Source organism: Pseudomonas syringae group sp. J248-6, assembly GCF_032586995.1.
Taxonomy (GTDB): domain Bacteria; phylum Pseudomonadota; class Gammaproteobacteria; order Pseudomonadales; family Pseudomonadaceae; genus Aquipseudomonas; species Aquipseudomonas amygdali.
This window is the reverse complement of record NZ_JAWHOP010000026.1, coordinates 18,518-40,941: the sequence shown is the minus strand read 5'-3', so window position 1 is coordinate 40,941 and position 22,424 is coordinate 18,518. Positions and strand designations below refer to the sequence as shown.

Annotated in this window: 21 protein-coding genes; 7 read left to right on the top strand and 14 right to left on the bottom strand. The window is 58.6% G+C overall.

Annotated elements, in window-relative coordinates:
• The first annotated feature begins 181 nt into the window (after positions 1-181).
• Positions 182-721, top strand: a complete 540-nt coding sequence (locus RYC17_RS23640) for a cytochrome b (RefSeq protein WP_058401595.1) — start codon at positions 182-184, stop codon at positions 719-721.
• A 1-nt stretch (position 722) separates the two neighbouring features.
• On the opposite strand, the gene RYC17_RS23635 is transcribed toward RYC17_RS23640, so the two are convergent.
• The 3 genes from RYC17_RS23635 to psrA form a co-directional block, all read right to left on the bottom strand.
• A complete protein-coding gene (locus tag RYC17_RS23635; protein WP_058401594.1) occupies positions 723-1,463 on the bottom strand; it encodes an S-methyl-5'-thioinosine phosphorylase in 741 nt (246 codons plus the stop codon).
• Positions 1,464-1,472: 9 nt separating this feature from the next.
• Complete coding sequence (gene nagZ / locus RYC17_RS23630; RefSeq protein WP_177342383.1) at positions 1,473-2,471, bottom strand: beta-N-acetylhexosaminidase; 999 nt, start codon at positions 2,469-2,471, stop codon at positions 1,473-1,475.
• Between the two features lie 118 nt (positions 2,472-2,589).
• Positions 2,590-3,306 carry a transcriptional regulator PsrA gene (psrA, locus tag RYC17_RS23625; protein WP_004665746.1) on the bottom strand — a complete coding sequence of 239 codons (717 nt, stop codon included), beginning with the start codon at positions 3,304-3,306 and terminating at the stop codon, positions 2,590-2,592.
• A gap of 258 nt (positions 3,307-3,564) precedes the next feature.
• Here psrA and lexA point away from each other — a divergent pair, with 258 nt between their 5' ends.
• Together lexA and sulA are read left to right on the top strand one after the other, a co-directional pair.
• Entirely contained in the window at positions 3,565-4,173 is a 609-nt protein-coding gene (lexA, locus tag RYC17_RS23620) for a transcriptional repressor LexA (RefSeq protein WP_003315796.1), read from the top strand.
• 9 nt (positions 4,174-4,182) lie between these two features.
• A complete protein-coding gene (sulA, locus tag RYC17_RS23615) occupies positions 4,183-4,653 on the top strand; it encodes an SOS-induced cell division inhibitor SulA (protein ID WP_122281084.1) in 471 nt (156 codons plus the stop codon).
• 16 nt (positions 4,654-4,669) lie between these two features.
• Here sulA and RYC17_RS23610 read toward each other — a convergent pair whose 3' ends face one another.
• The 7 genes from RYC17_RS23610 to RYC17_RS23580 all read right to left on the bottom strand — a co-directional run bounded on the left by RYC17_RS23610 (position 4,670) and on the right by RYC17_RS23580 (position 13,110).
• Positions 4,670-4,903 carry a hypothetical protein gene (locus RYC17_RS23610; protein ID WP_002554102.1) on the bottom strand — a complete coding sequence of 78 codons (234 nt, stop codon included), beginning with the start codon at positions 4,901-4,903 and terminating at the stop codon, positions 4,670-4,672.
• Positions 4,904-4,964: 61 nt separating this feature from the next.
• A complete protein-coding gene (locus RYC17_RS23605; RefSeq protein WP_058401591.1) occupies positions 4,965-5,486 on the bottom strand; it encodes a DUF6586 family protein in 522 nt (173 codons plus the stop codon).
• Positions 5,487-5,608: 122 nt separating this feature from the next.
• Positions 5,609-8,221, bottom strand: coding sequence for a type I DNA topoisomerase (gene topA, locus RYC17_RS23600; protein WP_058401590.1), 2,613 nt, complete (start codon positions 8,219-8,221; stop codon positions 5,609-5,611).
• A 114-nt stretch (positions 8,222-8,335) separates the two neighbouring features.
• Positions 8,336-8,572 carry a DUF1653 domain-containing protein gene (locus RYC17_RS23595; RefSeq protein ID WP_219169453.1) on the bottom strand — a complete coding sequence of 79 codons (237 nt, stop codon included), beginning with the start codon at positions 8,570-8,572 and terminating at the stop codon, positions 8,336-8,338.
• 103 nt (positions 8,573-8,675) lie between these two features.
• Positions 8,676-9,851, bottom strand: a complete 1,176-nt coding sequence (gene fadA / locus RYC17_RS23590; RefSeq protein ID WP_004656895.1) for an acetyl-CoA C-acyltransferase FadA — start codon at positions 9,849-9,851, stop codon at positions 8,676-8,678.
• Positions 9,852-9,855: 4 nt separating this feature from the next.
• On the bottom strand, positions 9,856-12,021 hold the full coding sequence (gene fadB, locus RYC17_RS23585) for a fatty acid oxidation complex subunit alpha FadB (RefSeq protein ID WP_316904570.1): 2,166 nt from the start codon (positions 12,019-12,021) through the stop codon (positions 9,856-9,858).
• A gap of 651 nt (positions 12,022-12,672) precedes the next feature.
• Entirely contained in the window at positions 12,673-13,110 is a 438-nt protein-coding gene (locus RYC17_RS23580; RefSeq protein WP_058401588.1) for a hypothetical protein, read from the bottom strand.
• 131 nt (positions 13,111-13,241) lie between these two features.
• Between RYC17_RS23580 and RYC17_RS23575 the strand changes: the two genes are divergently transcribed.
• The gene (locus RYC17_RS23575; RefSeq protein WP_004665751.1) at positions 13,242-13,682 is read left to right on the top strand and encodes a universal stress protein; all 441 of its coding nucleotides are present in this window, start codon (positions 13,242-13,244) and stop codon (positions 13,680-13,682) included.
• A gap of 66 nt (positions 13,683-13,748) precedes the next feature.
• Here RYC17_RS23575 and RYC17_RS23570 read toward each other — a convergent pair whose 3' ends face one another.
• Complete coding sequence (locus tag RYC17_RS23570; RefSeq protein WP_002554111.1) at positions 13,749-15,659, bottom strand: ATP-binding cassette domain-containing protein; 1,911 nt, start codon at positions 15,657-15,659, stop codon at positions 13,749-13,751.
• Between the two features lie 204 nt (positions 15,660-15,863).
• On the opposite strand from RYC17_RS23570, the gene RYC17_RS23565 reads away from it, so the two are divergent.
• Positions 15,864-17,792, top strand: coding sequence for a transglycosylase SLT domain-containing protein (locus RYC17_RS23565; protein ID WP_054996501.1), 1,929 nt, complete (start codon positions 15,864-15,866; stop codon positions 17,790-17,792).
• 48 nt (positions 17,793-17,840) lie between these two features.
• On the opposite strand, the gene RYC17_RS23560 is transcribed toward RYC17_RS23565, so the two are convergent.
• Both RYC17_RS23560 and RYC17_RS23555 read right to left on the bottom strand, forming a co-directional pair.
• Positions 17,841-18,650, bottom strand: coding sequence for an MOSC domain-containing protein (locus RYC17_RS23560; RefSeq protein ID WP_057404139.1), 810 nt, complete (start codon positions 18,648-18,650; stop codon positions 17,841-17,843).
• 102 nt (positions 18,651-18,752) lie between these two features.
• Positions 18,753-19,679 (bottom strand): chemotaxis protein CheV, encoded by a 927-nt coding sequence (locus RYC17_RS23555; RefSeq protein WP_002554114.1) that lies wholly within the window; start codon positions 19,677-19,679, stop codon positions 18,753-18,755.
• Between the two features lie 450 nt (positions 19,680-20,129).
• On the opposite strand from RYC17_RS23555, the gene RYC17_RS23550 reads away from it, so the two are divergent.
• The gene (locus RYC17_RS23550; RefSeq protein ID WP_058401586.1) at positions 20,130-20,561 is read left to right on the top strand and encodes a hypothetical protein; all 432 of its coding nucleotides are present in this window, start codon (positions 20,130-20,132) and stop codon (positions 20,559-20,561) included.
• Positions 20,562-20,716: 155 nt separating this feature from the next.
• A complete protein-coding gene (locus RYC17_RS23545; RefSeq protein ID WP_058409056.1) occupies positions 20,717-21,379 on the top strand; it encodes a response regulator in 663 nt (220 codons plus the stop codon).
• On the opposite strand, the gene yegS is transcribed toward RYC17_RS23545, so the two are convergent.
• Entirely contained in the window at positions 21,363-22,280 is a 918-nt protein-coding gene (yegS, locus tag RYC17_RS23540; RefSeq protein WP_316890098.1) for a lipid kinase YegS, read from the bottom strand. The two genes, RYC17_RS23545 and yegS, sit on opposite strands and share 17 nt — an antisense overlap.
• Between the last annotated feature and the right edge of the window lie 144 nt (positions 22,281-22,424).

Below are 22,424 nucleotides of genomic sequence, written 5' to 3'. Positions count from 1 at the left end.
GCCACCCATCGGCACAGGTTCCGTCCCGTGTCGCCTGTGCTGCGTATTTGCCATATTCAGTCGGGCATATTCAATGGCACTGATCTGACGCTGAAAAAAACGCGTACAAATGAAACGCAGGATCCTGGCAACTGCCTAAACTGCTTACCGGACCTGTAAAAAAGCGACAAGGAATCCAACCGTGGATGCACCGACCTCTCAACGCTACACCGCACGAGCCAGATGGCTGCACTGGGTCATGGCCCTACTGATTGTGCTGGCGTATACCCTGATTCTGAGCCGCAGTCAGTTTGGCAAGGGTTCTGAATACCGCACACTGGTCGTGCAGAGCCATTTCTGGGTGGGGATTGTGATTCTGGCCATGGCGTTTTTCCGCGTCGCCGAGCGTCGACGGCATCGTCCGCCCGGCATAACGCCGCCGCTTGAAGGCGCGTTGCGCTTAGCCGCGACACTTACGCATTACGCGCTGTATGCGTTTCTGTTCGCTCAGCCTTTATTGGGCCTGCTGACGGTGATGGTGGAAAAAGGCGCGTTACCCATTCCCCTCACCGACCTGCAGATACCCTGGCCCCTGCCGACCTCGGACCGCAGGGCCGAGACGTTCGAAGATGTGCACAAGCTGCTGGGCTCGATCTTCTACTACGTCATCGCCCTGCACGTAGTCGCCGCGCTCTGGCATCACCTTGTGCGCAAGGACAATACCCTCAAGCGCATGCTGTAGGTCAGGAGGCGGAAAGAACCCGGGCAAGTGTGGCTTTTACCTTGCCCATGCCATCGCGCAGGGCCTGTTCGATTTCTGCCATGGTTATGACAGTGGTCGACTTGCCCGCTGCCGGATTGACTACCAGCGCCAGGCAGGCGTATTCAAGCTCCAGCTCACGGGCCAGAGCGGCCTCGGGCATACCGGTCATGCCAACAATGTCGCAGCCATCGCGCTCAAGGCGGATGATTTCGGCGACCGTCTCCAGGCGCGGCCCCTGGGTACAGGCATAGACACCCCGATCAGAGAACGCGCACCCCTCAGCGGCCAGTGCTGCAACCAGGCGCGCCCGCAGCGCTTCGCTGTACGGATAGCTGAAGTCAATGTGCGTGACCTCTTCCAGATCATCGGCAAAGAATGTGTGCTGGCGACCACTGGTGTAGTCGACCAGATCATGCGGCACGCAAAAGTGCCCGGTGCCCATCGCTGGATGTATGCCACCCACCGCATTGACCGCCAGAATCGCTTCGGCACCGGCCTGCTTCAAAGCCCAGATGTTGGCCCGGTAGTTGACCTGATGCGGTGGCAAACGATGCGGATGGCCATGCCGCGCCAGAAACATCACTTCGCGACCGGCATAATCGCCGATCTGGATTTCGCCGGAAGGTGCGCCATAAGGCGTGTTCATCGGCAAGGACTGCCGAATGTTCAGGCCTTCCAGCTGGGTCAGGCCAGTACCGCCAATAATCGCGTAAACAGTCATCGCAAATCCTTAATCGATCAGTTGAGCAGCGCGCAGGGCCTGAAGCGCGGCCTGCCAGCGCGGGTGTTGCCGATAATCGGTACTGGCTGATGTCTGACCGCGCATACGCGCGATGCGCGGCGAAGGCCTGACTTTCAAGCGCTGGGCCGCACCGAGGGCCAGTTCTGCCGCAGCACGGTCATTGCATACCAGACCCATGTCGCAACCCGCCGTCAGCGCAGCCTCGATACGGCTGGCGGCATCACCGACCACGTGGGCACCGGCCATCGACAGATCATCACTGAAAATAACACCGTCAAATTTCAGTTCGTCGCGCAGGATGTCCTGCAGCCAGCGCTTTGAGAAACCGGCGGGCTGCGAATCGACTTTCGGGTAGATGACATGAGCTGGCATCACTGCGGCAAGCTGCCCGCTCAGGCGTGCGAACGGCACCAGATCGCTGGCGCGAATCTGTTCCAGGCTGCGCTCGTCATTCGGGATAGCCACGTGAGAGTCGGCTTCAGCCCAGCCGTGGCCGGGGAAATGCTTGCCGGTCGCAGCCATGCCGGCCGCGTTCATGCCACGAATAAACGCCCCTGCCAGCAATGCCGCACGCTCCGGGTCGCCCTCGAACGAACGCGTCCCGACGACCGCGCTGCGCTGGTAGTCCAGATCCAGCACCGGAGCAAAACTCAGGTCCAGGCCGACAGCCAGCACTTCGGTAGCCATCAGCCAGCCGCAATGCTCGGCCAGCAGCACGGCATCTGGCTTGTCGGCAATGGCGCGCATCGGCGGTAGACGCACGAACCCCTGCCGCAGGCGCTGGACCCTGCCGCCCTCCTGATCCACTGCCAGCAGCAAGTCCGGGCGAACGGCGCGAATCGCCGCACTCAGCTCACGAACCTGACGGGGATGCTCAATGTTTCGGGCAAAGATAATCAAACCGCCCACTTCGGGCTGACGCAGAAACTGACGGTCTTCGCTGGTCAGCCAGGTGCCGGCGACATCGACCATCAGGGAGCCTTGCAGGCCAGAACTCATAGAAAAAACCCTTACACACCAGTGCCCATTTGCAATCCGGGCATGGTGCTTGATCCTGAAGCCTGACGCAATGCGATGCGCCGGTACATTAAGAAGGCTTTGAGCGTCAGGCCTTGGCGACCGCAGGCGTGCCGGTGCTGCTCTTGCTGCGCGGCCTGAGTTGAGCGGCGATCATTGTCGGGTCACTGACGCCTGTGTCAGCACGCATGCCTGCGGCCAGAAACGGCACCATCAGGCGCATGACCTGCTCGATGGAGGTATTGACGCCAAAATCGGTTTCGGCAATCGCACGCAAGGCCTTGATGCCGGACATGCTGAATGCAGCGGCACCGAGCATGAAGTGCACGCGCCAGAACAGCTCGATAGGCGGAATACGGGGGGCGGCTTCGTTGACCAGCGTCATGTAGCGACGGAACACCTTGCCGTACATGTCTTCAAGATAACGGCGCAGGTGGCCTTGGCTCTGACTGAAGGCGAGCCCTAAAAGACGCATGAAGATCGACAGGTCATTACCGCTTCGCGGTTGCACGACAAGCGCCTGCTCGACGAGGATCTCCAGCAGCTCTTCAAGGCTTGGCTTGTGTTCGGGTTTTGCCTGACGGCGCTCCAGCTCGCGATCGAGACTGATGCAGAACGGGCCGAGAAAGCGCGAGAACACCGCCTGAATCAGCGCCTTCTTCGAACCGAAGTGATAGTTCACCGCAGCCAGATTGACCGAAGCCTTGCTGGTGATGAGACGCAAGGAAGTTTCAGCGAATCCTTTTTCTGCGAACAACTGCTCGGCAGCATCAAGAATGCGTTCAACGGTTTCCGACTGGGCCATGGCTCTCTGCCTAACAAACGAACGTTTGAAACATACGTATCAGGCGCCCTGCTTGTCAAGCGGACCCGTTCATTTTGTGGCCGAACAGTCACGAAAATGGATGTTAAATGACAACAGACAGCTTATGCAGCGCTTTTTGAAGCAAGGCTCCGCAGCCATCCGCTGCACCGCCTGGCGGCGAAAGTAAAAAGGATGATTGCCAACGCGCGTTCACTGTATATAATCCCAGTCACTGTATAAAAAGCCAGAGCGCCCATCATGATCAAACTGACGCCACGCCAGGCTGAAATCCTGGGTTTCATCAAACGCTGCCTGGAAGACAACGGCTTTCCACCTACACGTGCGGAAATCGCCCAGGAGCTGGGTTTCAAATCGCCCAACGCAGCGGAAGAACACCTCAAGGCATTGGCTCGCAAAGGCGCCATCGAAATGACCCCTGGTGCCTCACGCGGCATCCGCATTCCCGGCTTCGAAGCTCGGCCGGATGACAGCAGCCTGCCGGTCATTGGCCGCGTTGCAGCTGGTGCGCCGATTCTGGCTCAGCAACATATCGAAGAGTCCTGCAACATCAACCCTTCCTTCTTCCACCCCAGCGCCAACTACCTGCTGCGCGTTCACGGCATGAGCATGAAGGACGTCGGGATTCTGGATGGCGACCTGTTGGCGGTGCACACCACTCGCGAAGCACGCAACGGCCAGATCGTGGTTGCCCGGATCGGCGACGAAGTCACCGTCAAGCGTTTCAAGCGCGAAGGCAGCAAAGTCTGGCTGCTGGCCGAAAACCCTGATTTTGCCCCCATCGAGGTCGATCTCAAGGATCAGGAACTGGTGATCGAAGGTTTGAGCGTCGGCGTCATTCGCCGCTAAGGAGGCGTTATGCAGTTCCATCAAGCACCGCATTCACAATTGCCACTGTTCGAGGCGTTTCTGGCTCAGCCCATCGCCCCGCTGCTTGCCGATGCAGTCGAAACACCCTGGGGCAACGAGCCAGAACTGTTCAGTGAACTGTCTTTGCGCGGTGCCGCCGGGAACTGCCTGAGCCTTCTGGCCCCTATCCTTCGGGAACTGAGCGAAGAAATCAACGCACGCTGGCTGACGCTGATTGCGCCACCCTCAAGCCTGACCCAGACCTGGTTGCGCGATGCAGGACTCAACAGGGAACGGATTCTGCTACTGCAGCCGCGCGGCACACAAAGTGTACTGGAGCTGACTCGCGAAGCACTCAGACTTGGCCGTAGCCATACGGTTGTGAGCTGGATCAATCCACTTGGCACCGCAGCGCGTCAGCAATTGATCAGTGCTGCAAAAATCGGGGAAGCACAGAGCCTGAACATCCGGCTGGGCTAAAAAGCCCGCTCGTCGATCAGTGCAGGACGTGGGGCACGTCATCCTTCTCGACTTCGCCCTCAGCCAGACGGCCAGCCATCTGTACGCCCACACTCAACATGGCCTTGGCGACTTCAACATGCTGACCTTGCATGAACGCTTTGGCATCCGCAGAGAAATCAAGCGTAACCAGAGAACCCTCGTCATCGGCACGACGCAGTTCAATACGTCCGTCAGGCAGTTCGACAATTTCCAGGAAAGAGGTAGGCATTACAGTTACTCCGCAAGAGGCGGGCATTGTAACAGCCTGCCAGCCTGCACTTCATTGGTTTTCAGCACTCGCTCAGGCCTTCACGAAAACGGATGGCCAACCCTTTGAGTTGTTGACGCCAATTTTCAAGCTCTTCACGTGTCAGTTCAGACTCCGGCTCGGCGTCCAGGTTCACTGCCTGTATCATCGGCTGCGTAACATCACCCTTGAGCTTTTTCGGTGCCCGTGGCGGCTCGTACAACGCGTTATAGGCCGTCAGCAACTGCGCCAGCCATGTCTGGCGGTTCTGGGCAAGCTCTACCAGCTCGGCCATTTCGGGAATTGCGATGGCGTTCAGCACTTCCGGAGTCAACAAGTCCTCCGCACGACGCGCGCCAGCCTGCGGCAGGCGGTAGAACCCTGCAATCTCGTGGCACAAGCCCAGCAGCGCGCCATACAGATGAAACAGAGCCGACTCACGCTCGGCCTGCAACAACGCAGGGGCGTTGACCGCCTGCCCCTTCTCCGCCTTCCCCAACGCTTCGAGCGCAAGCCCTGCGAAATAGATCTTCTGGTTGGTACGGGTATAGAGCTCATGAGCCATGGCGAGACTCTCCATAACAATGGGATAGAGAACAGCATAGCCTGTGGCACCGGAACATTCTGGCACCGCAGGCCGTACCTATCGAAAACAGCGCCCGACCCGTTTGCGTCGGACGCTTGCGATCAACGCTTGTCTTCAACCTTCCAGGCGCTGCCGTCGTAGAACGCACGCCAGCCCGTAGGCTTGCCCTCTACTTCGGTCTGGACATACTGCTCTTTGGTCTTGCGACTGTAACGGATCACTGTCGGACGACCGTCCGGATCCTTCTTCGGCGCTTCGCAAAGGAAGTGGTACTTGGGATCGATTTCGTCCTTGTGCGGCGCGATTTCGATAACCAGCGGGGCGCGGGTTTCACGGTTTTTCGGGAACTGGCTGGCAGCCAGGAACAGGCCCGAAGCGCCGTCACGCAGAATGTAGGTATCGTCGACCTTGTCGCACTTGAGCTCCGGCATCTTCACCGGGTCCATTTTCGGCGGTGCTGCGTCGCCGCTTTTCAGCAATTTGCGGGTGTTCTTGCACTCGGGATTGGTACAGCCGAAGAACTTGCCAAAACGACCGGTCTTGAGCTGCATCTCGCTGCCGCACTTGTCGCATTCCAGACTCGGGCCTTCGTAGCCTTTGATCCGGTAAGTGCCTTCCTCGATCTCGTAACCCGTGCAATCGGGGTTATTGCCGCAAATGTGCAATTTGTGCTTTTCGTCGAGCAGATACGCGTCCATCGCCGTGCTGCAGATCGGGCAGCGATGCTTGCCACGCAGAACCCGCGACTCGGACTCGCCCTCGTCATCGTCGGCAATCTCGTCGCCGGGGGTCAGATTGACAGTCGCCTTGCAGCGCTCCTTGGGTGGCAGGCTGTAGCCGGAGCAACCCAGAAACACGCCCGTCGAGGCGGTACGGATCTGCATCGGGCGGCCGCACACCTTGCACGGGATATCGGTCATTACCGGCTGGTTGGCACGCATGCCGCCATCAGCGGCCTCGGCCACGTCGAGCTTTTTACGGAAATCACCGTAGAACTCGTCCAGGACGTTTTTCCAGTCGCGCTCACCCTGAGCCACGTCGTCGAGGTTTTCCTCCATCCCGGCGGTAAAGCCATAGTCCATCAGGTTGGAAAAGCTTTCGGACAGACGTCCGGTGACGATGTCGCCCATCTTTTCCGAGTAGAAGCGGCGATTGTGCAGCGCCACGTAGCCACGGTCCTGAATGGTCGAAATAATCGCGGCGTAGGTCGACGGGCGACCGATACCGCGCTTTTCCATTTCCTTGACCAGACTGGCTTCGGAATAACGCGCTGGCGGCTTGGTGAAGTGCTGGCTGGGGTCGAGCTTGTTCAGCTTCAGCGCTTCGCCCTGCGCCATGTCCGGCAGAACGTCGTCATCGCCCGGCTTGGCCATCTGTGGCAACGCACGGGTATAACCGTCGAACTTGAGAATGCGACCCTTGGCACGCAGCTCGAAGTCGCTTGCGGCGACCGTGACGGTGGTCGACAGGTATTGTGCAGGCAGCATCTGGCAAGCCACGAACTGGCGCCAGATCAACTCGTAAAGGCGCTCCGCGTCACGCTCCATCCCTGCCAGCTTGGTCGGGTGGGTGTTGACGTCGGAAGGTCGAATCGCTTCGTGAGCCTCTTGTGCGCCTTCCTTGCTGCTGTAGACATTGGGCGATTCCGGCAGGTACTTCTTGCCGAACTCGGTTTCGATGTAGTCACGCGCCATGCTTACCGCGTCGGCCGATAGATTGGTCGAGTCGGTACGCATATAAGTGATGTAGCCAGCCTCATACAAGCGCTGTGCCATCATCATGGTTTTCTTGACGCCGAAGCCCAGGCGATTGCTCGCCGCCTGCTGCAGGGTCGAGGTGATGAACGGCGCCGATGGCTTGCTGCTGGTCGGCTTGTCTTCACGCTTGACGATGCTGTAGCTGGACGCCTTGAGCTTTTCAAGGGCCGCCATGGCCTGGGTTTCGTTCAGCGGCTTGAACGCTTCGCCGTTTTCACGCGCCACTTCGAACCGCACATTGGCGCCCTTGGCGGTGCCCAGATCGGCGTGGATTTCCCAGTATTCTTCAGGGTTGAACGCGCGAATTTCGCGCTCACGCTCCACCACCAGCTTCACCGCAACCGACTGCACGCGACCGGCAGACAGACCACGGGCCACTTTCTGCCAGAGCAACGGCGAGACCATGTAGCCTACGACGCGGTCAAGGAAACGACGCGCCTGCTGAGCGTTGACCCGGGCAATGTCCAGTTCGCCTGGCTTGGAAAACGCTTCCTGAATGGCTTTCTTGGTGATCTCGTTGAACACCACGCGCTTGTAGCGGCTGTCATCCCCGCCGATGGCTTCGCGCAGGTGCCAGGCAATGGCTTCCCCTTCGCGGTCCAAGTCCGTCGCGAGATAGATGGTGTCGGCATCCTTGGCGAGCTTGCGCAGCTCTTCAATGACCTTTTCCTTGCCAGGAAGGATCTCGTACTTGGCCTTCCAGCCATGTTCCGGATCGACTCCCATGCGCGAGACCAGCTGGCGCTGCGCCTTTTCTTTAGGCGTCAGTACCGGGCCCTCGCCTGCAGCAGCCTTGCCACGCTTGGCGGCAGGGTCTTTGGCGGCACTAGCCGAACCGCTGGTGGGCAGGTCTCGGATATGGCCGATACTCGACTTCACCACGTACTGGTTGCCCAAATACTTGTTGATGGTCTTGGCCTTAGCCGGGGATTCCACGATGACCAGCGATTTGCCCATGGATCAGAAAATTCCTGAATAACTAGATGAAAGACAGTGAGGAGCTTGTAAAGGCCACGCTATATATAGTGGCTACAAGGTGAGGTCAAGCACAGCCTGTTGTGCAATTCCCTCTCACGTTCGTGAAAACAGGCTGGGTTCAGCCTCAACCAGAGCAAAGCGCGGGACGTGCTCGCCGTCAACCTCGACCGACTCCAGAAACATGCTCAAGGGACGCACCCACATCCCGAAATCGCCGTACAGAGCCTGATAGAACACGACTTCCTCTTCGGTTTCGGAATGCCTGGCAACACTGAAAACCCGGTAATGCGGGCCTTTGTAATGGCGATAGAGCCCTGGTTGCAGTTGCATGCTGCGGTCCTCTTGTAACACGTTCAAAAAATTTGGCTGAAAACCTTTTTTTCAAAAAACAAAAGCCGGGGCACCAAGCCCCGGCTCGCATCACACACAGGAATCAGACGCGTTCGAAAACGGTCGCGATGCCCTGCCCCAGACCAATACACATGGTAGACACGCCGAAGGTGCCGCCATTTTGCTTCATGACATTGAGCAAGGTGCCGGAGATGCGCGCGCCGGAACACCCAAATGGATGCCCCAGAGCGATGGCGCCGCCGTGAAGGTTAACCTTCTCGTTCATCTTGTCGAGCACTTTCAAATCTTTCAACACCGGCAAGGCCTGTGCAGCGAAGGCTTCGTTGAGCTCGATGAAGTCGATATCGGCGATCGTCAGGCCTGCACGCTTGAGCGCTTTCTGAGTTGCCGGAACCGGACCATAGCCCATGATCGCGGGGTCGACACCGGCCACGGCCATCGAGCGAATCACCGCCAGAGGCTGGATACCGAGGTCCTGGGCGCGCTGCGCAGACATGACGATCATGCACGATGCACCGTCGGTAATCTGCGACGACGTACCGGCAGTCACGGTGCCGCCTTTTGGATTGAACGCCGGCTTTAGCGCGGCGAGACTTTCCAGGGTGGTGTCCGGACGGATGGTCTCATCGTAGTCAAAGACCTTGAGGAAGCCGTTCTCGTCATAACCCTGCATCGGGATGATCTCATCCTTGAACTTGCCTTCCAGCGTCGCCTTGTGGGCCAACTGGTGGGAACGCAGGCCGAAGGCATCCTGCTGCTCGCGGGTGATGCCATGCATTTTGCCGAGCATTTCGGCGGTAAGGCCCATCATTCCGGAGGCTTTGGCAGCGTGCAGGGACATGTGCGGGTTCGGGTCCACGCCATGCATCATGCTGACGTGGCCCATGTGCTCCACGCCACCAATGACAAACACGTCACCGTTGTTGGTCATGATCGCCTGTGCAGCGGTGTGCAGCGCGCTCATGGACGAACCACACAGACGGCTTACCGTCTGCGCAGCCGAAGTGTGCGGGATCTGGGTCAGCAACGACGCCATGCGCGCAATGTTCCAGCCCTGTTCGAGGGTCTGGTTGACACAGCCCCAGATCACGTCCTCGACTTCCGCCGGGTCAACCTTGTTGTTGCGCTCGAGCAATTTGCTGATCAAGTGCGCGGACATGTCTTCAGCACGGGTGTTGCGGTGCATGCCGCCCTTGGAGCGACCCATCGGGGTACGACCGAAGTCGACAATCACGACGTCTCTTGGATTAAGGCTCATTCGTTCATTCCTCGGAAGACGCTTGACCGAAGAAGCTCTGGCCTTTACTGGCCATTTCACGCAGCTTCGCGGTCGGTTGATACAGGGCACCCAGCTCGGCGTATTGGTCAGCCAGGGCAACGAATTCGGCAACACCGATGGAGTCGATGTAGCGCAGCGCACCGCCACGGAATGGAGGGAAACCAATACCGTAGATCAGGCCCATGTCGGCTTCGGCAGCGGTTTCGACGATGCCGTCTTCCAGGCAGCGAACCGTTTCCAGGCACAACGGGATCATCATCCAGTTGATGATGTCTTCATCACTCACTTCACGCTGTTCGTAGACGATCGGCTTGAGCACATCCAGCACAGCCGGGTCATTGACCTTCTTGGGCTTGCCCTTCTTGTCGGTCTCGTAGGCGTAGAAACCCTTGCCGTTCTTCTGCCCCAGACGATTGGCTTCGTACAGCGCATCAACTGCAGAGCGGCGATCATCCTTCATCCGGTCAGGGAAACCTTCGGCCATGACATCACGGCCATGGTGGCCGGTGTCGATACCGACAACGTCCATCAGGTAGGCAGGCCCCATCGGCCAGCCGAATTTCTCCATGACCTTGTCGATGCGCACGAAGTCCACGCCTGCGCTGACCAGCCTGGCGAAACCGCCGAAGTACGGAAACAGCACGCGGTTGACCAGAAAGCCCGGGCAGTCGTTGACCACAATCGGGTTCTTGCCCATTTTCCTGGCGTAGGCAACGGTCGTAGCGACCGCTTCTTCGCTGGACTTCTCGCCACGAATCACTTCCACCAGCGGCATCATGTGCACCGGGTTGAAGAAGTGCATGCCGACGAAGTTTTCCGGACGCTTGAGGGCCTTGGCCAACAGGCTGATCGAGATGGTCGAAGTGTTGGACGCCAGAATAGTGTGCTCACCCACATTGGCTTCGACTTCCGCCAGTACCGCCTGCTTGACCTTCGGGTTTTCGACAACCGCTTCGACCACCAGGTCGACGTTGCCGAAATCGCCGTAGGAAAGCGTAGGACGAATCGCGTTAAGCGCTTCGGCCATCTTCGCCGCAGTCAGACGGCCTTTTTCCAGACGACCACCAAGCAGTTTGGAGGCTTCGTTCAGCCCCAGCTGAATGGCTTCTTCGCGGATATCCTTCATCAGAATCGGCGTGCCCTTGACTGCCGACTGATAGGCAATGCCGCCGCCCATGATCCCGGCGCCCAGTACGGCGGCCTGTTTCACGTCCTTGGCGACTGCGTCGTAGCCCTTGGCTTTCTTTTTCAGTTCCTGATCGTTCAGAAACAGACCGATAAGGCTCTGCGCAGCAGATGTCTTGGCCATTTTCACGAAACCGGCGGCTTCGACTTCCAGCGCCTTGTCACGACCGAAATTGGCGGCTTTCTGGATGGTCTTGATCGCCTCGACCGGTGCCGGATAGTTCGGTCCGGCCTGACCTGCGACAAAACCTTTGGCGGTTTCGAATGCCATCATCTGCTCAATGGCATTGAGCTTGAGCTTGTCCAGCTTGGGCTGGCGCTTGGCCTTGTAGTCGAACTCGCCGGAAATAGCGCGCTGAATCAGGTCAAGCGCTGCGGCCTGAAGCTTCTCGGGTGCAACTACCGCATCAACGGCACCAACCTTCAGAGCATCCTCTGCGGAGCTTTCCTTGCCTGACGCGATCCATTCGATTGCGTTGTCAGCACCGATGATGCGCGGCAAACGCACAGTACCGCCGAAACCAGGGTATAGGCCCAGCTTGACTTCGGGCAGACCGATGCGAGCACTGCTGGAGATGACCCGATAGTCTGCGGCCAGGCACATTTCCAGACCGCCGCCCAGCGCAATACCGTTGATAGCGACAACGGTGGGCACGCCCAGATCTTCGAAATCGCTGAAAATCCTGTTGGCTTGCAGATTGCCCGCAACCAGTTCGGCTTCCGGCAACTTGAAGTTGTCGACGAACTCGGTGATGTCGGCACCGACGATGAACACGTCCTTGCCACTGCTGACGATCACGCCCTTGACCGAGGCATCGGCCTTGATTGCATCGACTGCCTGACGCAATTCATTGAGGGTGAGGCGGTTGAACTTGTTGACGGACTCACCCTTGAGATCGAAATTCAATTCGACGATGCCACTTTCAAGAGCCTTAACCGTGATGGCTTTACCTTCGTAAATCATCAACTGATCTCCACAATATGGAAGCTGAACAATACCCGCCGGACATTAATGTCCGACGGGGCTACGACGTCGCCGTCGATGAACTCGCCAAATCACACGTTTACCCGCCGCGACGTGGTAGCCAGGATTCTGTCAGAGCCTTCTGACGACCAAACGATCATTTCATACGCCCGTTTGATTTGGGTACGCACACCATCAGGCATAACCGAGAGATTGTCAATTCGACAAAACACTCGAAAATATTCGTTTTCGCAGGAATATGCAGGCACTCCATAATGCCCACGCCTGTGTGCGATCCGCCATCATTCGCCAGCGTGATAGTAGCCGCACTCAGGTGCTGTAGCCCGATTTAGAGAACGTGGCATGAGGCAGTTGTAGGCCAGGAAAGTCAGGTGCGGACGCACCGCCTGAGGGCATGTACAAAAAATATTTGCAGGAATCGCGACAAAATGGAGCAAAAGGGCTAGAGTCGCAACACTGCGCCACAAGAGGCTCGCAATGCAGCTGATTTGCGGGTGCGCAACAGCGAAGGCCGACATGGCAGCGAAAGCCTGTCGGCACGCGACGAATTATCGGCCTGCCTGGCCAACCCCGGCCCGATGTTGTTATCGGGCTTTTTAATGCCTGCGATTTAATGCCTTTGATTCAGGCTCAGGCCAATTCCTTGAGCAGCTTATCAATACGCTGCAACACTTCTGCCTCGCCCCGCTCCGCCCAGTACACGGCAACCATCTGCCCGTCAGCCTCGACCTTGTAGGCATCTGCGGGTAACGTCTGCAGATGAGGCAGCAGCTTTGGATCTTCGCAGACCTCACGCCAGCTGTTGCGCCAGACGCCCGGCTCGCTCTGCCAGTAAACCCAGGCATCTGCATGCGAGCCCAGCCGCGGGCGATGGTACTGCGCGCAAGGGCTTGGCGGCTCTTTCGTCAGCCAGTGCGGCCACTCTTGCGGGGCAAGCTGCATACCCATTCCCAGACGGCGCGCCTCCATGCGCAATGCCATCCTGCCGCTCTGATGACGCGACGGGCGCAACCACACAAGCGGGCTCAGCATCACACCAATGATTGACAGGACTATCCAGACCGTCATATTTCTTGCCCCCCACCCGATCTCGGACTTCTCACAACATTTTTGAAAACAATGGCTTGCACAAGGGTCTGCCCAGATGCGAACGAAAGAGCCATACTCCCACCATCGCAATGTTCCCGGAGGACACCCTCATGCCATACGAACACATTCTGGTTGCTATTGACCTCACCGATGAGTGTGACCCGGTCATCCGTCGCGCCAGCTTGCTGGCCAAGGCCAGCGAAGCAAAACTGTCGGTCGTGCACATCGTCGAACCAATCGCCATGGCGTTCGGCGGTGACGTCCCGATGGACCTTTCGCAATTGCAACAGCAACAGATGGATCAGGCCCAGGAGAAGCTCGAAAAGCTCAAACTCAAGTACCCGCAGCTGAAAACCAGCGAAAACCACATAGTGATTGGTCAGCCACGGCAGGAAATCCACAAACTCGCCAAGAGCAAGGCTTGTGACATGATCGTCGTCGGCAGCCATGGCCGCCACGGCCTGGCCTTGTTGCTTGGCTCCACTGCCAACGACGTCCTGCACGGCGCACCATGTGACGTGCTGGCAGTGAGCCTTAAAAAGCCCGAGTAATCTGGCCTGCTACAACGAAAAGCCCGGTTACCCGGGCTTTTTTGCATCACACGAACGCGTCAGCGATCACTCGTCCAGTTCGGCCCAGCGCTCCAGCAGCTTGTCCAGCTCGGCCTGCAGGTTTTCCAGCTGCGCCAGCACGGCAGCAGTCTGTTCCGCAGAACGCTGGTAAAAGCCCGGCTCGGCCATTTCTGCAGTCAGGACGGCCATCTTGCCTTCAACCTCATCGATCTGTGCAGGCAGCGCCTCCAGCTCGCGCTGAAGTTTGTAGCTAAGCTTCTTCTTGGCGACCGGCATGTCCTGCGCGGCAACCGGTGCGGCCTGCACCACAGCGCTGGCCAGTTCGGCCTTGCCCGACTTGGTGTCGGCAACACCCAGAAGACGCGGCGAACCGCCCTGACGCAGCCAGTCCTGATAACCGCCGACGTATTCGCGAACCTTGCCTTCACCTTCGAACACCAGAGTACTGGTGACGACGTTGTCGAGGAATGCCCGGTCGTGGCTGACCATCAATACGGTGCCCTTGAAGGTCAGCAGAACCTCTTCGAGCAGCTCCAGAGTTTCGACGTCCAGGTCGTTGGTCGGTTCGTCGAGCACCAGCAGGTTGGCAGGCTTGCTGAACAATTTGGCCAGCAACAGACGGGCACGCTCGCCACCGGACAGCGCCTTGACTGGCGTGCGGGCACGTTGCGGGCTGAACAGGAAGTCACCCAGGTAACTCAGGACATGACGGCTCTGGCCATCGATGTCGATGAAGTCACGCCCCTCGGCAACGTTGTCGATCACGGTCTTTTCCAGGTCGAGCTGGTGACGCAACTGGTCGAAATAGGCCACATCGAGACGCGTACCGACTTCAACCTTGCCACCGGTCGGCTGGAGGTTGTCGAGCATCAGCTTGAGCAATGTGGTCTTGCCGGTGCCGTTCGCGCCGAGCAGACCGATACGGTCTTCGCGCTGCAGGACCATGGAGAAATCCTTGATCAACATCGGGCCACCCGGATGGGCAAAGCTGACGTTGTCGAGAACCATGACCTGCTTGCCGGATTTCTCGGCAGTATCGAGCTGGATATTGGCCTTGCCGGTACGTTCACGGCGCTCGCTACGCTCTACACGCAGCTCCTTCAGGGCACGCACGCGGCCCTCGTTACGGGTACGTCGAGCCTTGATGCCCTGCCGGATCCAGACCTCTTCCTGGGCCAGACGCTTGTCGAACAGTGCGTTGGCAGTCTCTTCGGCTGCCAGTGCGGCTTCCTTGTGGACCAGGAAACTGGCGTAATCGCCGTCCCAGTCGATCAGTCCACCGCGGTCCAGCTCAAGAATACGGGTCGCAAGGTTTTGCAGGAATGCCCGGTCGTGCGTGATGAACAGCACCGCACCCTGGAAATCCTTGAGGGCTTCTTCAAGCCAGGCGATAGCGCCGATATCCAGGTGGTTGGTCGGCTCGTCGAGCAGCAACAGGTCGGGCTCGGAAACCAGCGCCTGAGCTAGCAGAACACGGCGACGCCAGCCACCGGACAACTCGGCCAGGGTCTTGTCGGCAGGCAACTGCAAGCGGCTGAGAGTGCTCTCGACCAACTGCTGCAGGCGCCAGCCATCACGGGCTTCGAGGTCCTGCTGAACATGCATCAGCTTGTTCAGGTCTTCCTCGGTGACGCAGTTCTGCGCCAGATGGTGGTATTCGGCCAGCAACGCACCGACGCCATCCAGACCTTCGGCTACCACGTCGAAGACAGTCCGTCCGTCGGCTACCGGCAATTCCTGGGGCAATTCGCCGATCTTGAGGCCGGGCGCACGCCAGACAGCCCCGTCATCAGGCTTCTGAACGCCTTTTACCAGCTTCAACATGCTGGATTTGCCTGTGCCGTTACGGCCGATGATGCACACCCGCTCACCACGGGCGATCTGCCAGGACACCTTGTCCAATAACGGCATGGCGCCGAAAGCAAGGGACACATCGCTGAATTTGAGCAGGGTCATGAGCTTCTCCAAAAACCGGGCGCGCATTCTACCTGAGATAACCGGCGGATGTCGGGAATCGTGGCACCCGTGACAACTTCCACATACCCTTCATAACCGACAATTATTTCCATATGAGACAAGCTCGTCGGCAATGCTTTCACCATGAGCTGGCAAAAGGCTAAGCTAGCAATACTTTTCACGACTCATCTGCTCGGAAGTCTCATGCGCAGTCGTTTGTTCAGCTTTTTATCGTGCCTGCTCCTCTCCACTACCGCCATCCAGACTGCTCATGCGGTAGACCTCAACCAACAACGCAAGTATTACGACGAAGCCAAGCGTGCGCTGGCCAAGGGCGATTCAGGCCCGTATCAGATGTACAGCACGGCGCTGGCCGATTATCCGCTGGAGCCTTACCTCGAATACGACGAGCTGACGGCTCGCCTGAAGACTGCCAGCAACGCGGAGATCGAGAAGTTTCTTGCCGAGCATGGTGACCTGCCGCAGGCCAACTGGATGAAGCTGCGCTGGTTGCGCTGGCTGGCGGAACGCGGTGACTGGCAACCGTTCGTCAAGTACTACGACCCGAAAATGAATTTCGTCGAACTGGATTGCCTGTACGGGCAATACCAGTTGAGCAACAACAAGCGCGCCGAAGGCTATGCCAGCGCAGAAAAACTGTGGATGACCGGCAAGACACTGCCAGCCGCCTGTGACGGCTTTTTCGCACAATGGGCAGCCGCAGGCCAGTTGACGGAGCAGAAACGCTGGCAACGGGCCAAACTGGCCGCTCAGGCACGCAATTACAGCCTGGCCAACACGCTGGTCAACAGTCTCAATTCGCTGGCCCCGCAAGGTCGCCTGCTGCTGGCTGTCGCCCAGAAGCCGGAAATGATCAACAACCCCGCACAGTTCGCGCCGGTGGATGAAGCCATGTCCGATGTGGTCGGCCTTGGCCTGCGCAGACTGGCCAAGGAAGACCCGCAGAAGGCCCTGTCGATGCTTGATGGCTACGCGGCAACCATGCACTTCTCCCGCGAAGAGCAGGTGGAAATTGCCAAGGAAATCGGCCTGACCCTGGCACGTCGTTATGATGACCGCGCCCTGGAGGTCATGACCCGATACGACCCGGAACTGCGCGACAACACGGTTACCGAGTGGCGTATGCGTCTGTTGCTGCGACTGGGTCGCTGGGAGGACGCCTACGAACTGGCGCGCCGACTGCCCAAGGACCTTGCTGCGACCAATCGCTGGCGTTACTGGGAAGCCCGCTCTCTGGAACTGGCGCAGCCCAACAGCCCGCTGATTGCCGCTCTGTACAAGGACGTGGCCAAAGAGCGCGACTTCTACGGTTTTCTGGCGGCCGATCGCACACAAAGCCCCTATCAGCTCAACAACAAGCCCCTGGTGCTCAGCCAGGCGCTGATCAACAAGGTACGCAATACACCCGGGGTGCGTCGTGCGCTGGAGTTTCATGATCGCGGCGAAATCGTCGATGGACGACGCGAGTGGTATCACGTCAGCCGCCAGTTCAACCGTGACGAAATGGTTGCCCAGGCCAAACTGGCCTACGACCTGAAATGGTATTTCCCAGCCATTCGCACGATCAGCCAGGCGCAATACTGGGATGATCTGGACATCCGCTTCCCGATGGCCCATCGCGACACACTGGTACGCGAAGCCAAGGTGCGTGGGCTGCACTCAAGCTGGGTATTCGCCATTACGCGCCAGGAGAGCGCCTTCATGGATGACGCTCGCTCGGGCGTCGGTGCCAGCGGGCTGATGCAGTTGATGCCTGCCACCGCCAAGGAAACTGCCCGCAAGTTCAGCATCCCGCTGGCATCGCCGCAGCAGGTGCTGGACCCGGACACCAACATTCAGCTGGGCGCTGCCTACCTGAGTTCGGTGCATGCCCAGTTCAACGGCAACCGCGTGCTTGCTTCAGCCGCCTACAACGCCGGGCCAGGCCGCGTACGCCAATGGCTGAAAGGTGCCAATCACCTGGCCTTCGATGTCTGGGTAGAGAGCATACCGTTCGATGAAACCCGCCAGTACGTACAGAACGTGTTGTCCTATTCGGTGATCTACGGCCAGAAGCTCAACTCGCCTCAGCCGCTGGTTGACTGGCACGAGCGGTTTTTCGACGATCAGTGACCGGTCGGCAGGAGTGCTTCTCAGAGCACTCCTGCCGCCACGCAACACCTATTCCAGCACTTCGACCGGCATACCCACTTCAAGCTCGCCCAGCCCCTCGTTGACCACGTTCTGGCCAAACAGCACGTTACCCTCCACCTCCCGATAGGTCTTGAGTGTGGCGAAGGGCTCGCGATCCGCGCTGCGCTCGCCGGTAGCCGGGTCGATAGTGGTGAGAATGCAGCGCGCGCAAGGCTTGAGCAGCTGGAATTCGATGTCGCCGATACGGATACGCTTCCAGCCATCCTCGGCAAAGGCCTCAGCCCCTTCAACCACCAGATTGGGCCTGAAGCGCAGCATTTCCAATGGCCTGCCCAGGCGCGACGACAGGTCATCGAGCGAGCCCTGACCAATCAGCAGCAACGGGAAGCCATCGGCAAAACTCACCCGGTCGTTAATCGTCTGATAGCCCCCGGGCAGCCAGCGCGCACGCTCCACCGGCAGATAGACCATGCGGGTGGGCTTGCCAATAAACCGGCTGACCCATTCGGCAGCCACATCGCCAGCGTCCGGCACCTGCAACGAATCACGCCAGACTGTCACACCGCGCAGGTTTGACTCGATATCCAGCGGAACCGCGACGTCCAGAGGCTCGAAACCGGGTGCCGAAAGGGTTACACCGCCGCGGGCATTCCACAACACCGTCAGTTGGGACATGTGCGACAGGGCGCGCTGGGTGAAGAACCGACCGTTGCTTTCGTCGACCAGCATCCAGCGTCGGTCCCCCGCCAACCCCAACTGGTCGAACGACGCGCGTTGCAGCGTCTCCGCCTTGCAGGATTTGAGAGGGAAACGATAGAGAGAGCTGAGACGCAACATGAGAGCCGGTTCCTTTGATGGCGGGATAAGCTTTGACGAAGACATCGAAGCTTATCCGAAGCCGGAGCGGCAGGCATCCGCGATCAACAATCGCGCAAGGTATCAGCCAATCATCAAAAGACGTTCGCGCACTACTTCGACCAGCTTGTCGGGCTGGAATTTGGAGAGGAAGTTGTCGCAACCGACCTTCTTGACCATCGATTCGTTGAAGCTGCCGGACAACGAGGTGTGCAGAACGATGTACAGACTGCGCAAACGCGGATCGTTGCGAATCTCGGTGGTCAGGCGATAACCGTCCATTTCCGGCATTTCGGCATCGGTGAATACCATCAGCAGCTTTTCATGGACGTTCTCGCCCGCGTCCGCCCAACCCTTGAGCATGTTCAACGCCTTGAGACCATCACTGGCCACGTGCAGCTTGAGGCCCAATTGAGACAGCGTGTCGCGCAACTGCGCCAGCGCCACCTTGGAGTCATCGACCAGCAACACCTCACGACCACGGGCATTTTCCAGTACCGGGTCTTCGAGCTTCTCGCGGGACACCTTGGCGTTGTACGGCACGATCTCGGCAAGTACTTTTTCGACGTCGATGATTTCTACCAGTTGGTCATCGACCTTGCTGATCGCCGTCAGGTAATGCTGACGACCGGCGCTGGCCGGCGGAGGCATGATCGCATCCCAGTTCATGTTGACGATGCGGTCCACACCACCGACCAGGAAGGCCTGAACCGAGCGATTGTACTCGGTGACGATGATCGTGCTGCCAGGCCCCGGCACCAGCGGCCGCATACCGATGGCCTGGGAAAGATCGATCACCGGCAGGGTCTGGCCACGCAGGTTGACCACGCCGCAGACGAACGAGTGGCGTTGCGGCATGAGGGTCAGCTTGGGTAGCTGCAATACTTCCTGGACCTTGAACACGTTGATCGCAAACAATTGCCGACCGGCAAGGCGAAACATGAGGATTTCCAGGCGATTCTCGCCCACCAGTTGTGTGCGCTGATCTACTGTGTCGAGAATGCCTGCCATTATTAGCTCCTGAAGCAATGGTCACGATGAGTCTGTTGAGCCTGTATCGGCTGAAACCAGCCGGACCTTAATAGCGATGAAAGGCTATCCTCAGCATTGATGTCACTTTACCATCATGGTTTACTGGTGTCGCTTTCCAGCCAGACAAATACGACGATGGGCGCGTCCTGAAAAAGCCTGAACATACCCAGTCGCTCAAGGTAAAAATCAAAGAACCACAAAAAGTCAATCGGGGATAACCTGATATGATCGACATCTAATTGCCACTATTGTGACGCCATTCTCAATACAAGAATGGCGTCAGGTTCGTGTCCGCTTTTCAAACCTTGTAATCAAGCGGCGCTGGCAACATTCAGAAATGCCCTACATACTTTTGTTTGAAATCGACATTAACTGTCAGCCATTCGCCGCGGGCGGAAGTTCGCTATCCATGATCAGTGGAGACACAGGATGCTGAGCAACAACGATTGGCAGCATAAGCACGACCAGTTCCTGAGCACCTCTCAGGCACTTCTGTACAAGTCGGAAGAATGTCTTTCGCACCTGGAGTTGATCCCCAACGACGAGGACGCCACCGGCTGCCTTCTGACCACCCTGCGCACTCTGGCCCAGGAGGCGGAAGCCGCGCCTGTGCCGTGCATTGCCGAGTTTTCACGTCAGCTGTGTCAATTATTGAAAAGCGGTGGCCAGGCCAACGAACTCTCACAGGAAACCCTGCTGACCGTTAAAAACTGCCTGATGCTCATGTCCTGGCAGGTCGAGCTTCTCGATCCGCAAACGGGTGAGTTGACGATGGACAACAACGAACAGCTGGAGCTGTTGGAAAAACTGGCCAGCGCCTCCTCGCAATCGGCACTGACGAAGGATGCAACCCAACGATAACGCTCGACTGTCGGGCATTACACCGCAATGTCAGTGAAGTGATGTTGTCACGTCAGCGTTTTCCGTCCATTGTCTTCACTGCTTTCAAATCGTCTTAAAGGTTGACCAGGGACTGAACGCACGCCTCGGCGGTCCCATCTACACAAGAAGCCACAATGACCTGCAATCTGTTACTGGTCGACGACCACTCCCTGATCAGAGCCGGCGTGCGAGCGCTGGTTGCAGACATGCCGGGCTATGCCATTCTCGGTGAAGGGGCGGACGGCGCGCAGTTGTCGAGCCTGGCGCAGCGACTCAAGCCCGATATCATCCTGCTCGATATCTGGATGAAGAGCGTCGACGGCCTTGAGGCGCTCGAGCAACTATTTAAAGTACAGCCACATTGCAAGGTCTTGATCCTGTCGATGCACACCGATCCGGACATGATCATGCGTGCGCTCGACATCGGGGCTCGCGGCTATCTGCTCAAGGACACCACCGCGACCGAACTGGAACAGGCACTGGAAGCGCTGCGCAACAACGAACGCTATCTGAGCCCGGCCATCGCTCATACCGTTATCGAGCGCGCCCTGCGCGGAACACGCTCGGACAGGGCCCAGGCGGCCAAGGAGCGGTATCACCTGACCGCTCGCCAGCTGGAAATCCTGCGTCTGATCGTGCGCGGCAAGTCCACGCGTGAGATTGCCGTCGGCCTGGGACTGAGCATCAAGACCATCGAGACCCACCGCTCCCAGGTCATGAAGCGGCTACAGATATTCGACGTCGCCGGGCTGGTACTGTTTTGCGTTCGCGAGCGGATTATCAGTCTGGACGATTGAGCATCGGTGCACGGCTCAGCACCGGTGAATCCGTCGGCAAATGCACCTGTAGCGCGCCCGGTCGTGCTTCGAAGCGCAGATCCTCGCCAGACAACGGCTCACCATCAAGGTTGATATCCAGGCCCTGAGCCGACTTGAGTTCTACCCAGGGCAAACGCGCGCGAATGAACATGTTGTCGATGCCCAGCCCGCCTTCCAGCAGACTCCTCAGCGTGCCGACCACTTCCTGAGGCGCGGGCAGGATACTGATGTCGAGCAGACCGTCATCGGCCAGTGCGGTCGGGCACAGCTCGTGTCCACCGCCTGCCTGCCGGCCATTGCCGATACCCAGCGCCAGCAGGTCTCCACGCCAGTGGAAATCCGGCCCGGTGAGTTCGCCGTGGGCAGCATGCAGCTCGCTGAACCTTGTCAGACCGGTAAACAGATAGGCCGCGCCGCCCAATACCTTTTTCAGGTCTTCGGATGTGTTGGCGGTTACCTGACTGCCAAAACCGCCGGTAGCCATGTTGAGGAACAGCTTGCCACCAACTTCACCCAGATCAACGGCACGCGGTGCTACGTCCATCAGTTGCAGAGCCTTGGAGACCTCAAGAGGCACCCCGGCTGCGCGGGCAAAATCGTTGGCAGTGCCCAGCGGCAAAATAGTCAGGCTGGCTTGTGTTTCAGCCAGCGCCAGGGCCTCGGCGATATCTCGCAAGGTACCGTCACCACCGCCCGCCACGATATGCCGATGCCCGGCGGCCAGCGCTTCGCCAACCAGGCGTTGGGCATCGCCAGCTTCCCAGGTGAGCCTCACGTCCAGCTCCCAGCCCTGCTTGCGCTTGTCTGCAACGGCATCACGTACGTCTTCGTTGAGCGCCTGTTTACCGTGAAGAATGAGCATTGCCCTGCGTTGTGTCATGACACCTCCTCTGACGAACCCTACGAATTGAAGCCTGCGAGCGACGCTCTTTCTGTAGTCAGCGCCCGCATACATTTCGCACGACGCATGACTGTGACCCCGCACATGTCAAAAAGGCCCACCCGTCACAGAAATTTTTTTCAC